The organism is Kitasatospora sp. NPDC101183, assembly GCF_044767945.1.
Classification (GTDB): Bacteria; Actinomycetota; Actinomycetes; order Streptomycetales; family Streptomycetaceae; genus Kitasatospora.
Window position 1 is genome coordinate 11,594 of record NZ_JBIWOW010000025.1, and the last position, 15,058, is coordinate 26,651.

10 protein-coding genes are annotated in these 15,058 nt (G+C 73.4%); 3 read left to right on the forward strand and 7 right to left on the reverse strand.

Annotation, left to right across the window (positions count from 1 at the left end):
• Window positions 1-76: 76 nt before the first annotated feature.
• The gene (locus ACIRRS_RS29575) at window positions 77-6,871 is read right to left on the reverse strand and encodes an LPXTG cell wall anchor domain-containing protein (RefSeq protein WP_402976947.1); all 6,795 of its coding nucleotides are present in this window, start codon (window positions 6,869-6,871) and stop codon (window positions 77-79) included.
• A gap of 142 nt (window positions 6,872-7,013) precedes the next feature.
• Between ACIRRS_RS29575 and ACIRRS_RS29580 the strand changes: the two genes are divergently transcribed.
• Window positions 7,014-7,250 carry a hypothetical protein gene (locus ACIRRS_RS29580; RefSeq protein WP_402976950.1) on the forward strand — a complete coding sequence of 79 codons (237 nt, stop codon included), beginning with the start codon at window positions 7,014-7,016 and terminating at the stop codon, window positions 7,248-7,250.
• A gap of 58 nt (window positions 7,251-7,308) precedes the next feature.
• Here the strand turns inward: ACIRRS_RS29580 and ACIRRS_RS29585 are convergent, their stop codons facing one another.
• Together ACIRRS_RS29585 and ACIRRS_RS29590 are read right to left on the reverse strand one after the other, a co-directional pair.
• Complete coding sequence (locus ACIRRS_RS29585) at window positions 7,309-7,809, reverse strand: carboxymuconolactone decarboxylase family protein (RefSeq protein ID WP_402976953.1); 501 nt, start codon at window positions 7,807-7,809, stop codon at window positions 7,309-7,311.
• 240 nt (window positions 7,810-8,049) lie between these two features.
• Window positions 8,050-8,418, reverse strand: a complete 369-nt coding sequence (locus ACIRRS_RS29590) for a hypothetical protein (RefSeq protein WP_402976956.1) — start codon at window positions 8,416-8,418, stop codon at window positions 8,050-8,052.
• Between the two features lie 246 nt (window positions 8,419-8,664).
• On the opposite strand from ACIRRS_RS29590, the gene ACIRRS_RS29595 reads away from it, so the two are divergent.
• The gene (locus ACIRRS_RS29595) at window positions 8,665-9,063 is read left to right on the forward strand and encodes a hypothetical protein (RefSeq protein WP_402976959.1); all 399 of its coding nucleotides are present in this window, start codon (window positions 8,665-8,667) and stop codon (window positions 9,061-9,063) included.
• Window positions 9,064-9,129: 66 nt separating this feature from the next.
• Window positions 9,130-9,996 (forward strand): DUF3592 domain-containing protein, encoded by an 867-nt coding sequence (locus ACIRRS_RS29600; protein ID WP_402976962.1) that lies wholly within the window; start codon window positions 9,130-9,132, stop codon window positions 9,994-9,996.
• 12 nt (window positions 9,997-10,008) lie between these two features.
• Here the strand turns inward: ACIRRS_RS29600 and ACIRRS_RS29605 are convergent, their stop codons facing one another.
• The 4 genes from ACIRRS_RS29605 to ACIRRS_RS29620 are packed head-to-tail and all read right to left on the reverse strand — an operon-like array spanning window position 10,009 to window position 14,950.
• Complete coding sequence (locus ACIRRS_RS29605; RefSeq protein ID WP_402976965.1) at window positions 10,009-12,108, reverse strand: S8 family serine peptidase; 2,100 nt, start codon at window positions 12,106-12,108, stop codon at window positions 10,009-10,011.
• A gap of 16 nt (window positions 12,109-12,124) precedes the next feature.
• Window positions 12,125-12,748, reverse strand: a complete 624-nt coding sequence (locus ACIRRS_RS29610) for a hypothetical protein (RefSeq protein WP_402976968.1) — start codon at window positions 12,746-12,748, stop codon at window positions 12,125-12,127.
• 13 nt (window positions 12,749-12,761) lie between these two features.
• Window positions 12,762-13,736, reverse strand: a complete 975-nt coding sequence (locus tag ACIRRS_RS29615) for an aKG-HExxH-type peptide beta-hydroxylase (RefSeq protein WP_402976971.1) — start codon at window positions 13,734-13,736, stop codon at window positions 12,762-12,764.
• 5 nt (window positions 13,737-13,741) lie between these two features.
• Complete coding sequence (locus tag ACIRRS_RS29620) at window positions 13,742-14,950, reverse strand: radical SAM protein (protein WP_402976974.1); 1,209 nt, start codon at window positions 14,948-14,950, stop codon at window positions 13,742-13,744.
• Between the last annotated feature and the right edge of the window lie 108 nt (window positions 14,951-15,058).

Below are 15,058 nucleotides of genomic sequence, written 5' to 3' on the forward strand. Positions count from 1 at the left end.
CCACTCACTCGGCCGACAGACGGCGGCGGAGCCGCCCCCGCGAGGGGAGCGGCTCCGCCGGTCGGCCGGGCCGGGATCAGTGCGTGTTCCTCCTCCGGCGCACGGCCAGCCACAGCCCCGCGCCCAGGGCGACCAGAGCGCCCGCCGCGCCCAGCAGCGCGCCCGAGGGGCTGCCGCTCCCGGTCTCGGGCAGCGGGCCGGGACCGGGCGAGGGCGACGGCTTCGGCGACGGCGTAGGCGTGGGCGTAGGCGTCGGGGACACGGACGGGGACGGCTTCGGTGAAGGGGAGGGGGAAGGCGAGGGCGACGGCTCCTCCGGCGTCACCGTCGCCGAGCAGTCCGGATCGACCGCCCCCGCCCGGCGCCGCCCGCCCATCGGCAGCGGGCAGTTGCTGTACGGCGCGGTGACGACGTTGACCAGGCTTCCGCCCGCCGGGTCGTTCACCGTCACCGAGTAGGTGATCACCACCCGCTCCCCCACCGCCAGCGCGCCCGTCCAGGTGAGCCTCGGCGCCGCGTACGCGAGCGTCCCGACGGAGGCGCTCGCGTCCCCGCCGTAGCGGGCCCCGCCGAGTACGCCGCTCAGGTCGTCGACGGCGGAGGCATCGGTGACGCCCGTGCCGCCGGTGTTGGTGACGGTCACCGTGTACGTGACCTTCCCGCCGGGCCGGACGGTGCTCCGGTCGGCCTTCTTGACGACCTCCAGCTTCTTGAGCGGCGTCTCGCGCGAGCAGGCCGGGTCGACGGACCCGGACGGGCAGTTGCTGTCCGTCGCGGTGACGGCGTTCCTCAGCGAGGCCCCCGCCGGCACGGGGCTCTTGACCGTCACGCTGTAGGTGACGACCGCCGAGGCCCCCGTCGCCAGGTCCCCCGTCCAGCGGATCACCGCGCCGTCGAGGGCGACCGTTCCCCGGGTGGCTGCGGCGTCGTCGTTGTAGTCGGCGGCGGCGAGCAGCCCGGCGAGGTCGTCGTTCGCGGCGGCGCCGGGGTAGTCGACCGGCCCGTCGTTGCGGACGGTGAGCGTGTACGAGACCTTGTCGCCGGGCCCGGCCTCGGTCACGTCCACGGTCTTGGCGACGGTGAGGTACCGGATCGGGACGGTCGTCCCGCAGGCCGGGTCCGTGGAGCCGGGCGCGCAGCTGCCGTCCGGCGAGGTGACGGCGTTGACGAGCTTCCCGTCCCCGGTCACCGGGCTCGCGACCGTCACCGAGTAGGTGACGACGGCCGTCGCCCGGCCCGGCAGGTCGCCCTTCCAGCTGAGCACGGGCGCCGCGTAGGAGACCGTCCCGCGGGTGGCGGCGGCGTCGCCGTTGTAGGCGGCCTTGTCGACGACCTTCGCCAGGTTGTCGCTGAAGCCGACCCCGGCCGCGTCCTCCTCGGCCAGGTTGGCGACGGTGACGGTGTAGGAGACCGTCCCGCCGGGCCGGGCGACGGCCGGGTTCGAGGTCTTGGTGATCCTGATGTTCCGGGCGGGCACGGTGCTGGTGCAGGCCGGATCGGTGCTGCCCGCCGGGCAGTTGGAGTCCGCCGCCGTCACGGCGTTGACCAGCTTGCCGCTCCCGCTGATCGGGCTGTTGACGGTCACGCTGTACGTCACGCGCGCCGAGGCGCCGACCGCCAGGTCCCCCGTCCAGTCGAGCCTCGGCGCCGTGTAGGAGACGGACCCTGCGGTGGCGGCCGCGTCCTGGTTGTACGCCGCGCCGTCGAGGATCTTCGTCAGGTCGTCGCTGAAGGCCGCGGCCGGGTAGTCGGTCTGGCCGTCGTTGGTGACAGTCACCGTGTACGTGACCTTCTCGCCGGGCTTGACCGAGGTGCGGTCGGCGCTCTTCGCCACCTTCAGGTGCTTGACCGGCACGGTGGTGCCACAGGCCGGATCGGCCGAGCCCGGCGGGCAGTTGCCGTCCGGCGAGGTGACGGCGTTGACGAGCTTGCCGCCGCCGGTGAGCGGGTTGTTCACCGTCACCGAGTACGTCACCGTGGCGCTGCTGCCGGGCTGGAGCGCGCCCGTCCAGGTGAGCTTCGGCGCCGCGTAGGAGACCGTCCCGGCGGTGGCCGAGGCGTCGTTGCCGTAGGCGGCGGCGCTGAGTAGCCGGGTGAGGTCGTCGGTGAAGGTGGCGTTGGGGATGTCGGCCTGGCCGTCGTTGGTGACGGTCACCCGGTACGTCACCTTCCCCCCGGCGGTGGCCACGGCCGGGTCGGCGGTCTTGGCGATCTTCAGCGAGCGGACCGGGACGGTGCTGGTGCAGGCCGGATCGACGGAGCCGGGCGGGCAGTTGCCGTCCGGCGAGGTGACGGCGTTGGCGAGCTTGCCGCTGCCGCTGAGCGGGCTGTTCACCGTCACGGAGTAGGTGACGGTGGCCGTGGCCCCGGCCGCGAGGTCCCCGGTCCAGGTCAGCGTCGGCTCGTTGTACGCGACGGACCCGGCGGAGGCGGCGGCGTCCCGGTCATAGGCCGCGCTGTCCAGGACGCGCGTGAGGTCGTCGCTGAAGGTGGCGCCCGTGATGTCGGCCTGGCCGTCGTTGGTCACGGTCACCTTGTAGGTCACCTTCTCCCCGGGCCGGGCCACGGCCGGGTCGGCGCTCTTGGCGAGCCTCAGCGAGCGCAGCGGCACGGTGCTGGTGCAGGCCGGATCGGTGCTGCCCGCCGGGCAGTTGGAGTCCGCCGCCGTCACGGCGTTGACCAGCTTGCCGCTCCCGCCGAGCGGGGTGTTCACCGTCACGGAGTACGTCACGCGCGCCGAGGCGCCGACCGCCAGGTCCCCCGTCCAGGTGAGCGTCGGGGCGGTGTACGCCACGGCGCCGGCGGAGGCGGCGGCGTCCTTGCCGTAGGCCGCGCCGTCCAGGACGCGCGTGAGGTCGTCGCTGAAGGTGGCGCCCGTGATGTCGGCCTGGCCGTCGTTGGTGACCGTCACGGTGTACGTCACCTTGTCCCCGGGCCGGGCCACGCTCGGGCTGGAGGTCTTCGCCACCTTCAGGTGCTTCAGCGGGACGACGGTGGTGCAGGCCGGATCGGCCGAGCCGGGCGGGCAGTTGCCCTCCGGGGAGGTGACGGCGTTGGCGAGCCGGCCGTCCCCGGTGACCGGGTCGTTGACGGTCACGCTGTACGTGACCTTCGCCGTGGCCCCCGCCGCGAGGTCGCCCGTCCAGGAGAGCACGGGCGCCGCGTAGGAGACCGCTCCGCCGGAGGCCGTCGCGTCCTGGTTGTAGCGCGCGTCGTCGACGACCTTCGTCAGGTCGTCGCTGAACGTCGCCCCGGTGATGTCGGTGCGGCCGTCGTTCACGACGGTCACCGTGTACGTCACCTTGTCGCCGGGCCTGGCGACCGCCGGGCTGGCCGTCTTGGCCAGGTGCAGCGAGCGGATCGGGACGACGTTGACGCAGTCGGCGTCGGTGGAGCCGGGCGGGCAGCTGCCGTCCGGCGAGGTGACGACGTTGACCAGCTGCCGGGAGTCGGTCACGGGGTTGTCGACCGTCACCGAGTAGGTGACGCTCGCCGAGGCGCCCGGCGCGAGGTCCCCGGTCCAGGTGAGGGTCGGCGCCGCGTAGGAGACCGTCCCGCTGGTGGCGGTGGCGTCCTGGTTGTAGCGCGCGTCGTCGAGGACGCGGGTGAGGTCGTCCCCGAAGGTGGCGCCGGGGGCGGGGTCGCTGCCGAGGTTGGTGGCGGTCACGGTGTAGGTGACCGTGTCGCCGGGCCGGGCGACGGCCGGGCTGGAGGTCTTGACGACCTTGATGTTCCGGGCCGGGATGTGCGAGCCGCAGGCGGGGTCGGTGGAGCCGGACGGGCAGTTGGAGTCGGGGGCGACCACCAGGTTGTCGAGGTGCTTGTCGCCGGTGTACGGGTTGTTGACGGTCACGCTGTAGACGACGGTGGCGGAGGCGCCGACCGCGAGGTCGCCCGTCCAGGAGAGCACGGGCGCCGCGTAGGTGGCCGTCCCGGTGGAGGCGGTGGCGTCGTTGCCGTACGCCGTGTCGTCCAGGACGCGCGTGAGGTCGTCGCTGAAGCGCGCGCCCGGGTGGTCGACCTGGCCGTCGTTGGTGATCCGCACGGTGTAGGTGACCTTGTCGCCGGGGCGCAGCTGCGTGCGGTCGGCGGACTTGAGCACGCTGAGGTGCCGGATCGGCACGGTGGTCGAGCAGGCCGGATCGGTGGAGCCTGAGGGGCAGTTGGAGTCGGGGGCGGTGACGGCGTTGACCAGTCGGCCGTTCCCGCTCAGCGGGCTCCTGACGGTCACGGTGTAGGTGACGGTCGCGCTCGCGCCGGGCGCCAGGTCGCCCGTCCAGGTGAGTTTGGGCTCCAGGTAGGCGGTGCCGCCCGAGGTGGCCGCGGCGTCGCCGTCGTAGGCGGCGCCGGTGAGGACGGCGGTGAGGTCGTCGGTGAAGGTCGCGCCCGGGTAGGGCGCGGTGCCGGTGTTGCGGACGGTCACGCGGTAGGTGACGGTGTCGCCGACGCCCGCCTGGGCGGGGCTCGCGGTCTTGACGACCTCCAGGCGCTTGACGGCCCGGGTGCTGGTGCAGGCCGGATCGGTGGAGCCGGCGGGGCAGTTGGAGTCCGGCACGACGACGGTGTTGACGAGACTGCCGTCCCCGGCGGTGACGGAGGCCTTGACCTTGACCACGACGGTGATCGTGGCCCTGCCGCCCTTGGGCACGTCCCCGTTCCAGACGACGTTCGGGCTGGTGAACACGGCGGTGCCGGTGTCGGCCGAGGCGCTGACGAAGTCGGCGTCGTCGAGGACGCGGGTCAGGTCGTCCGTCAGGGTGGCGCCGGGGTAGTCGACCGTGGAGGGGTTCTCGACCACGATCGTGTAGGTGGCCGTCTCGCCCGGCCCGTAGCTCTCCTTGTCGGCCGTCTTGTGGACGCGCAGGGCCTTGACCGGGACGGTGGTGCCGCAGGCCGGGTCGGTGGAGCCGGCGGGGCAGTTGGAGTCGGGCGACACGACGGTGTTGGTGAGCCTGAGGCTGCCGCGCGGCGGGCTGTCGACCGTGACGGAGTAGGTGACCGTCACCGTCGCGCCGGCCGCCACGTCGCCCGTCCAGGTGAGCCTCGGCTCGCGGTAGGCGACGGTGCCGGAGCCCGCCCTGGCGTCGCCGTTGTAGGTGGCGTCGTCGATGACGTTGGTGAGGTCGTCGGTGAAGGAGGCCCCGGTGACGGCCGCGCCGCCGGTGTTCTGCACGGTGACGGTGTAGGTCACCTTCTGGCCGGGCTTGGCCTCGGTGGCGTCGACGGTCTTGGTGATCTTCAGCCCGGTGATCACCACGGTGCTGGTGCAGTCCGGGTCGGTGGAGCCGGGCAGGCAGTTGCTGCCGGGCGAGACGACGGCGTTGACGAGCCGCTTGTCGCCGTTCGGCGGGCTGTTCACCTTCACCGAGTACGTGACGGTGGCACTCTGGCCGACCGTCAGGTCGCCCGTCCAGGAGAGGTCCGGGCTGCGGTAGGCGAGCGTGCCGGAGGTGGCCTTGGCGTCGCCGTTGTACGCGGCGTCGTCCAGCACCTGGGTGAGGTCGTCGTTGAACGTCGACCTCGGGAGGTCGATCGCGCCGGTGTTGGTGATGGTCACGGTGTACGTGACGGTGTCGCCCGCCTTCGCCCGGGCCTTGTCGGCGGTCTTCTTGACCGCGAGGCCGCCCACCGGGGTCGTGGTGGAGCAGGCCGGGTCGGTGGAGCCGGGGAGGCAGTTGGAGTTGTCGGCGGTGACGGCGTTGCGCAGCCGGTGGGCGCCCGAGGTGGGGTTGTTCACCTTCACCGAGTACGTGACGGTGGCGCTCTGGCCCACCGCCAGGTCACCCGTCCAGGTGAGTGTGGGCGCCGTGTAGCGCGCGGTGCCGAGGGAGGCCCGGGCGTCGCCGTTGTAGGCGGCGTCGGTCAGGGCGTTGGTCAGGTCGTCGGTGAAGCTCGCGCCGGTGTAGTCGACGGTGCCGGTGTTCTTCACCGTGACGGTGTAGGTGAGGGTGTCGCCGGGGAAGACGGTCGTCCTGTCGGCGGTCTTGCTGATCTGGAGCTTCTTCAGCAGGTTCGGCGAGGTCTGGCAGCCGGCCAGGTCGGTGAGGGCGTAGTCGCCGCCGGTGTTCGGCTGGGTGGTGCCCGTGGTCTTGCCCGCGTAGCTGCCGATGCTGCTGGAGGCGCCGGTCTTCGGGTCCACCTTGAAGACCGTGCCGTCGTACTGGCCGAAGTAGATGCTGCCGTTGAGCCAGGCCATGCCGTAGTTGTAGGTGCCGGCCGTCCCCGCCGGGCCCTGCACCTGGACGACCCTGCGGGCCGTCCACGTCGCTCCCGACATGTCGATCTGATAGACGTACAGGCCGCTGTACTGGACGGCCGTGTAGATGTTGCCGTCCGAGTCCACGAAGATGTCCGGCACGAAGGTGCCGTACTGCCACACGGTGTCGCCGGCCGTGCCCTGCGGGTTCTGGGTGACACTGGCGCCGGTGGTCAGGTCCTCGCGGAAGATCAGCTTGTTGGCGCCCGAGTAGAGGTTGCCCGCGCCGTACAGGACGGGCTTGGTCGGGTCCATGCCGAAGCCGCCCCAGACGTAGCCGGAGCTGGTGGGCGGGTTGGGGCTCGTACGGGTCTGGCCGTTGTAGACGTCGGTGGTCACCGTGCCGGTGCCGTTGGCGACCTTGTAGAGGGTCTGCGGGGAGGCGGCGTAGGTGGAGGAGATGAACACCGGGCTGTTGGTACCGGACGGGTCCGGGCCCATCGCGAGGTTCGCCGCCCAGGAGCCGGACGGGCCGTTGGTGCCGGACTGGGCGGCGGCGACGCGGTTGACGGCGGTGGGGTTGCCGGCGGCGTCGTTCTGCAGCTCCATGATCGACTTGCCGGAGGACAGGTAGAGGTGGCTGCAGTCGGCCTGCACCGGGAGGGTGTCCGACACCACCGGCCAGGCCTGGCCCGCGCGGACCTGGGCCCGCTCCCCCTCGGCCGGGGTGGCGGAGGGGGGCGGGGGCGTTGACGGGAGTGCCGTCGGGGAGGGCGATGCCGACGGCGGGGGCGTTGAAGGGGTTGCGGACAGGGCCGTGGACGGGATCGCCGAGGCGGAGCCCGTCGGCGAGGGCGAGGCCGTCCCCGCTCCCCCGGCGCTCGGGGTGGGCGCGGTGGGCGCCGCCGCCAGGAGGCAGGCGGAGGCGAGCGCCCCCGCCAGCCATCTCCACCCGTTCCGCCGCCTCTGCCGTGTCGACCGGTCCATCGTCGCCCTTCCCGTCGGGGGCCGTCGGTGCGGACCGGAGCACTACTGGTCCACCAGGATCAGATGATCTGTGACAGATCATCAAATTCCCGGCATTTAACCCGACCGGCCCCCTCCGGCGGGGCTCAGCTCCACGGATCGGTGAAGGCGCGGCCGGGGACGGGCTTGGCGATGAGGGCGACGGCGATGAAGAAGTTGACCTGCCCGATGGCGATCATCAGGGTGGCCAGCGCCTTGTCGTCGTAGTGCCGGGCGGCCTCGGCGTACAGCGCGTCCGGCACCCGCTCGCCGTGGGCGGCGGGCTGGAGCACGGCCTCCACCAGGGCCAGCGCGGCGCGCTCGGCGGGGGTGAAGCACGGCGCGTCCTGCCAGGAGGCGACGGCGGTGATCCGCTCCTCCGCCTCCCCGCCCTTGCGCAGCAGGCCGGTGTGCAGGACGGTCAGGTAGGTGTTGCCGACGATCTGGCCCGCTCGCAGGTGGACCAGGCCGATCACGCCGCGCGGGACGCTCCGGTTGCCGGCGGCCTTGAACAGCGCCGCCGACACCTCCGCCAACTCGGGGACGAGCTCCAGAGGGTCCTGCAGCATCCGGGGGCGCAGGGGCGTCTCGGTCGTACGGGATTCCATCGTGGCGTTCCTCTCGGGGTGGTGCTGTCACCTGTGGTCTTCGGCGGCCGTCATCACCCATGACGGAGCAGGGCCGAGGAAGGTAACACCGTGGTCGAGAGCAACAGGAACGAGCCCGTGGCGGAGGCCTTCGAGGCCGGCCCGGCCCGGCTCGCGGCGATGGACCTGCCCGGCCGGGGATGAGGCGACGACGCCTCCGCCGCCCGCGTGCTGTCGCGGGCGGCGGAGGCGTCGGGCGCGTCAGCGGTTGGGGCCCCAGACCCGGGTGGACGAGTTCCCGGCCAGCTGGACGTAGGGCTCGACCCAGCGCGAGCCGTCGTCGTAGGTCGAGAAGGCCCCACCGGTGATGGTGCCGACGTAGCCCGAGTCGCTCGCGTAGGCTCCGGCCACGCAACCCTGGGTGCCGTTGCCCCAGTTCTTCAGGGCGTACTGCACGTACCAGCCGTTGTTCGGGTAGAAGGTCACGGTGATCTGGCAGGTCCCCGTGGTGTCCCAGACGGTGTAGCTCGCCCTCGACTGCCCCGATGCGGCCTCGGCCGCCGTCGTCCCGGTGAGCGCGATGAGCGGAACCGCGGCGAGCACGGCGATCCGCCGGATGACACGGCGCATGGGTGTGTTCCTCCCCGTTGTGGTCTCGACCAATCTGGCCAGTGGTTCAGACCAGTCGCCAATGTGGACTCGCGCGAATCAGGTGTCAACACCCGTGCCACAAACGGAAGATGAGGCACCGGAAAGCCGGGCTCGCTCCGGTACGCTGACTGCGGGCGGCCGCCCGACGCACACCGACCCCGGGGGAACGATTTGCCACGCGTAGTGCGGAAGACCTTCACCCTGGCCCCGTGGCCCTGGCGGAGCATGTCCTGGGCCCAGCCGCCCGAGGGGCTCGAGTTCACCTTCTACGACGTCATCGACCCCACCATGCGCGGCGGCATCGAGACGGCGGGCACCGAGCAGGACGCCGCCCGCTGGAAGGTGGCGCACGACGCGTACCGCAGCCTGCTGCGCGACGCCGAGGAGGTCGTCCGCTACGCCCACGGCGTGCGCTGCAAGCCCGGGTTCATGGTGGACATGCGCTCGGTGCGCCTGTACCGCTACGGGCTGATGCCCAACCGCAGAGCGCGCTCCCGGCGGCTGTTCGCCGCCTGCGAGGCGCAGATGCGCAAGGCGGAGGCGGCGTACCGGCCGCTGCTGGAGGAGATCGAGGGGTGCATCGCCCTGGCTGCCGCCGACTCCCCTCCCCCAACGGGGAGTTGACCCGCGTTCACCCCTTCGCCGCCCCGCCGCCACCGGGCGGACGGGCGCCCGCCCTAGCCTCCGGGCATGACGCAGCCCCTGCCGCCCGACGCCCACGCTTCCCACGGCGGGCCGCGCCTGAGCGGGGGCCGGATCTTCGGCCTGGCGCTGTGCGCGGCCCTGTGCCTGGTCGGCGGCCGCCTGTTCCAGGCCGGGTTCGTCTCCTTCGCCGGCCCCGCCGTGTGCGCCCCGTCCCAGGCCTGCCACGGCGGCCTCGGCACCCTCGCCTACTGGATGGGCGGGGTGGCGGTCTGGGCCGTCGGCCTGGCGGCGGCGATCGCGACCGTGGTCAGCTCCGAACCGGGCGGCCCGAACCGGCTGCCGTTCGGCGCGACGGTCTGCGCCTCCCTCCTGCTCGGCCTGACCGGCGCCGCCCTCGGCGAGGGCCTGGGCAACCCGTTCCTGACGGCCGCACTGGTCGTGTTCGCCGCACTGACCGTACCCGTCGCCGTCCAGGGGGAGCTCCGACTCCGGCACGAGCGGCGGAAGTTCGCCGCCGCCCGCGCCGTCGACCGCCACCTCGCGGAGCACGGGGTGAGCACCGCCGGCACCGTCACCGAGGTCCAGGCCCTCGGCGAGGCCCACCAGGACGCCCTCGACCTGCGGATCACCCTCCGCTTCACCGACCACGACGGAACCGGCCGCACCTTCACCCACACCGCCAACCACCCCGTCCACGCCGCCCCGCGCGTCGGCGACCGGCTGACCGTCCGCTACGACCCGCAGGCCCCCGCCATCGCCAGGGCCGGCGCGCCCCTGCCCCCCGAACCCGTCCGGGACGCCGTACCGAGCCTCACCGAGGAACTCGCCCGCCTGGCCGCCCTGCACCGCGAAGGCGCCCTGGACGCCCAGGAGTTCGAGCGTGCGAAGGCACGACTGCTGGCCGGGCGGTAGGGGCCCGGCCGGTCACCAGCGGCGCCAGGCCAGCTCGTCGGGGTCGATCCCGGAAGCCGGCGCCCGGACGGCGGGAGGCACGTCGCGGATCACCGGCGCGTCACGGGTCGCCGGCGCGTCATGGAGCGCAGGCGCGCCGGAGGTGACGGTGATCGCGGGCGCCTGGAGGAAGGCCGCGTCCTCGGTCGAGGCGAAGGCCCCCTGCCACTGCATGGGCGAGGTGCTGAACCAGGCCCGGTAGTACAGCGCGTCGGCCTGCCCCACCCTCTGCCAGACGGCGTCGGGGAGCCGGTAGTCGGCGCTGCCGAGGAACCCGGAGTCCTGCCAGCTCGCGTAGAAGGTGTCCGGTGTCCGGTCCGCCTGGTGCGCCTGACGCTGGAAGAGCCGCGGATCGGTCGCCACCTCGACGGCGTAGTACACCCGGCTTCCGCCGGAGGTGAGGGCGAGGGCGAAGGCCGGCGACGGGCCGGACCGCGCGGCGGTGGCCGGGCCGGTGATGGACGGCGACCCGGCGGGCCGGGCCGGTGCCTGCCGCTGCGCCGCCCGGACGGCCGCGTAGGCGTCCACCTGGCCGTAGCCGTAGTCGGGGCTGTGCCCGTCCGGGCCGTAGCCGGTGCCGATCGTCCGGGCGGTGTCGCGCAGCAGTCCGCGCACGTCCTGCGCCGTCAGCTGCGGATTGACCGACAGCATCAGGGCGGCGATGCCCGCCACGAGGGGGGCCGCCGCCGAGGTGCCGCCGAAGGAGTCGGTGTAGTCGGGGTCGACGCCTTCACTGCCGTCGTTGTACCCGGCGCTGCCCGTGCGGTCGGTCGTGAGGACGGCGTGCTCGCCGAGCGACGCGGCCCCGCTGGAGGGGGCGCAGATCCAGATGGCGTCGCCGTGGTCGCTGTACCAGGCGCGACGCTCCCGGTCGGTGGTGGCGCCGATGGCCATGACGTTGGGGTTGCAGGAGTACCCGTCGGTGTCGACGGACTCGTTGCCGTTGCCGGCCGCCCAGCAGATCGGGATGCCCTTGCCGCCGCGCCCCTGCTGGGCGCAGTAGGCCGTCGCGGCCTCCGTGCTTCCGGGCAGCGGCACGTACGCGCTGCGGCCGTCCGGCGGCCCCCAGCTGCAACTGATCACGTCGGCGCCGTTGTCCGCCGCCCACTGGAACATCCTGGCCTCGTCCGCGGAGCCCAGGAAGTCGGGGAACCGGGCGAGCAGGAGGGTGCACTCGGGGGCCGCGCCGGCGGCCCGCAGGCCCCGGGCCGTGGCGACGCCCGCGCAGGCGGTGCCGTGGTTCTCGAAGTCCGACTTCGGCGAGGCATCTGCGGTGTGGCTCGCGAAGTCGTACTGCGGGCCGAGCTTTCCGGCGAACTCGGGGTGGCCGGTGTCGGTCCCGTCGTCGAGCACGGCGACGGCGATCCCCTGGTCCCCGTGGGTGAGGGTCCACGCGTCCGTCACCCCGGCCGCCGACAGGTGCCACTGCCGGGCCACGTACCCGACATCGCGCACGGCGTGGGCACAGGGCCCGGTCCTCGTCGCGGCGGGCGCGGCCGCCGTGCGCCGGTGGCGGCGGGTGATGAGGTCGGGGTGGGCGAACCGGGTGAGGCCGGTGCCACGGTAGGCGTTGGCCGTGTGCAGCGCGCCGAGGCCGTCCGGCCCGGGCGGTACGGCGAGCAGGAACCCGTTGGCGGCGTAACCGAGTTCCTCGACGACGGTCACCCCGTACTCCGCGTTGAGGAGGCCGATGCGCTCCCGGGTGACCTCGGGGAGGAACTGCACCACGAACCGGTCGGTGACGTAGATGTCGTCGGTGTCCCCGTCCGCCCGGTGCAGCACGGGCGCGGCCTGCTGTACGTCGCGTTCCCGGTTGAGCGTCTGCACGGCCTGGACGGCCTCGGCCGGGCTGAATCCGTAGACGGTCAGCCCGTACTCGGGCAGTTCGGCGATCGGGGCCGCCCGCTCGCGCAGGAGTCCGCCGGTGGTGGGCCCCAGAGCGTCCGGGCGGGCGCCCAGCCGGACGGTGACCTTGTTCGGGTCGCGCACGACGGCGGTCGTCGCGGCGCTGCTGTTGGGGTAGTAGACCAGGTCTCCGCCCGACGGACTCGCGGGTTCGGCGGCTCGGCTCACGGCGTTGTCCTCCGGATCAGGCGTCGAACAGGGCGACGACGGTGGCGGTCGAGGCGTCCAGGTCCGCGAAGTACTCCGTCCAGTCGGCCCCGGCGGGCCGGTCGAACCGCAGGGTGAGGCCCCGCCAGTGGGTGCCGGTGGTCCGGCAGCGCAGGTCCTCGCGGAGCAGGCCGACCCGGACGCCGGGGCCGTCCAGCCCGGCCGGGGCCGCCCGCAGCCGCGCGCCCAGCTCGCAGGTGAGGCGGTCCGCCTCCTCGGGCGTGCGGGCGAGCAGGCACACCTCCCGGGTGCGGCTGGGGCGCCCCAGCGCCCGGTAGTCGTGGCCCTGGCAGCTGGAGTAGGTCACGCAGTCCAGCGCCCGGACCATGGCCGGCACCAGCTCGCGCACGCCGTCCTCCAGGGCGCCGGTCCACCCGGCCTCCTCGCCGTCCAGGACGATCCCCTCGCCGGGGACGACGGCCCCGGCGCTGGGCCGCTCGGGGCTGCCGTCGGCATTGCGGTTGCCGAAACCGCTGGTCCGCAGGGCGAGTCGGCTGCGCCGCGCGGTGCCGCTCTCCCAGCGGGCGACGAACCCGGCGACGTCGCCCATCTCGTTCGTCGCGCGGGTCAGGACGGGGAGGTCTCCCCAGGTGGTGTTCATCGGGCGGGCTCCTTCAGGCGGTGGCGCGGCTGGAGACGAGGTCCCGCGCCTGCGCGGCGAGGTCGAGCAGGACCTCGCGCACGGCGGGGTCGACGGCGGGCAGGGACCGGATCACGGCCGGAAGCCGCCCGTCCTCGAAGCCCCTGGCGGCCCGGCGGAACATGCCGTCGGCGCCCTCGACCTCGGCTTCCCGCCAGAAGCAGACCAGGGCGAACCAGACGAAGCAGGCCTGCACGAAGGAGTGCAGCGGAAGGTCCCGCCCGCTCCAGGGCGAGCGCATCGAGGACGCCCACGGGGCCGCCGGGTCCGTGAACCAGCTCTCCTGCTCCTCGACCATGTACAGCAGTCCGTGCACCGCTTCGTGGAGGACGGCGTCCATCAGCCAGCCGAGGTCGCCCCGGTCGGCGTTCCACAGCCGGATGTAGCCGGGCAGCGACGGCCAGGAGGAGGACGAGGGCGTGCGCGAGGCGTCCCGGCGCACCGAGATCACCCGTACGCATCCCGTGATCAGGCCCTGGACGTACGCGTTGGTCGACAGCGCCGCCAGCGCCGCCCCGAGGGCCTGTCCCAGGCCTGCGAGCCCCGCCTCGCCGTGGTCCGCGGCCCCGTCGAAGGCCGCGTCCAGGCGGGCGAACACGGGTGCCGTCCGGGCGTTCGACACGTCGACGGGGATGCCGTGCACCCGGGCCACGGGCCGCGCCCGCGCGCCGTCCAGCAGCGCCTGGACGGCGGCGGCGGGCTCCTCGGGGCCGAGTCCGCCGCCCAGCAGGCCCGGCGCCGAGGGGTCGGTGAGCAACCGGTGCCAGGAGCGGTCGTCGAGGTGGGCCAGTTCGGCGAGCCGGGCCCGGGGCAGCTCGGGCAGCAGCGGGACGATCCGGTTCTGGAGCACCCGGACGTGGCCGCTCAGCGCCGCGGCGACCACCTCGTGGGTGTCCGGCCGCCAGCGCAGCGCGGCGGGCAGCCGGCGGGTCAGTGCCAAGGTCGTCACGGCCGCTACACCCCCACCGGTCGGCCGAGTTCGCGCCGCAGCCTCAGCGTCTCCCGGGGCTCGACGTCCAGGCGGGAGCGGAGGTGGGCGAAGATCTTCAGCAGGTCCGCGCACCAGACGCTGCGGTTGTCGAACCCGCGCTCCTTGGAGTACCGGTGCGGGTGGTAGCCGCCGGCGCAGGTGTGCTGCTCCACGCAGCCGACGCAGTCGCCGGGCAACGGAGCACCCTCGAAGACCATCCGGCCGTGCAGCGGGCTGGCCGTCGCCAGGTCGGCGAACTCGTGGTCGAGGACGGTGATCCCGGTGCGCGTCATGCCGTCCTCGCAGGCCTTGAGGACGTCGAGGCCCTCCACCTCCCCGCTGGGGTTGACCACGACGAACCCCAGCGGGATGTTGCCCAGCGCGTCCACGTGACTGGTGCCGCCCAGGATGAGGCGGGACACCTCCCAGAAGTTGCGGATGCGCACCTCCAGCGTGGAGTTGTGCCACCAGTGCTCGAAGATCGGGATCAGGTAGTCCGCGCACGGGGTGGGCCCGTGCTCCTCCCGCACGCCGCCGATCGTGTCGTGCGTCATGTCCGGCATCAGGTAACTGACGCTGCGGCAGCCGATGTCCAGGAAGTGCCGGTGGATGCGCAGCGGGTCCGCGCCCAACTGCACGACGGCGAGGATGCCGTACGGCACGCCGCTGCGGTGCAGCAGGTCGAGGCCGCGCCGGACCGCCCGGTACGAGCCGCTGCCGTTGCGCCGGACGCGGAAGGTGTCGTGGACGTCCGGTGGGCCGTCGAGGCTCACCCCGACGTCGACCCCGTGCCGCAGGAGGACCTCGATCCACTGCGCGTTGAGCAGCGTCCCGTTGGTCTGCATGGAGATCTTGACCCGCAGGCCGGCGAGCTCCCGGCGGGCCTCGGTGCACCAGCGGTCGAAGAGCGCGGCACCGATCAGGCAGGGCTCCCCGCCGTGGAAGGAGAGGGTGACGGAGCGCTGGCCGCTGCGCTCGGCATGGCGGCGGACCCGCTCGATCGTCGCGGAGAAGACCTCCTGCGACATCGTCTTCGGGCCCGCCGCCAGCGTCTGGTCGGCCAGGTTGAACTCGTAGCAGTAGGTGCAGTCGAGGTTGCACCTCCCGGCCACCTTGAGGATGACCAGGCCCAGTGGGCGTGCGGACGTGGCGGGGCTCACCTGCGGCTCCTTGCGGGTGGTCGGGCTGGTCATCGTCCGGGTCCTACGCGCCGGCCGGCGGCGGTCCGGCGGGGCCCGTGGCACCGGCCGGTCCGGCGGCGGGCGCGGCTCCGCCACCCGAGGGCTGGGCCGCGGCGGCCG

Bases quoted from the DNA above. Each gene is read 5' to 3' on its own strand.
- ACIRRS_RS29585 (WP_402976953.1), bottom strand. From the start codon at position 7,809: ATGGAATCCCGTACGACCGAGACGCCCCTGCGCCCCCGGATGCTGCAG.
- ACIRRS_RS29590 (WP_402976956.1), bottom strand. From the start codon at position 8,418: ATGCGCCGTGTCATCCGGCGGATCGCCGTGCTCGCCGCGGTTCCGCTC.
- ACIRRS_RS29595 (WP_402976959.1), top strand. From the start codon at position 8,665: ATGTCCTGGGCCCAGCCGCCCGAGGGGCTCGAGTTCACCTTCTACGAC.
- ACIRRS_RS29600 (WP_402976962.1), top strand. From the start codon at position 9,130: ATGACGCAGCCCCTGCCGCCCGACGCCCACGCTTCCCACGGCGGGCCG.
- ACIRRS_RS29610 (WP_402976968.1), bottom strand. From the start codon at position 12,748: ATGAACACCACCTGGGGAGACCTCCCCGTCCTGACCCGCGCGACGAAC.
- ACIRRS_RS29620 (WP_402976974.1), bottom strand. From the start codon at position 14,950: ATGACCAGCCCGACCACCCGCAAGGAGCCGCAGGTGAGCCCCGCCACG.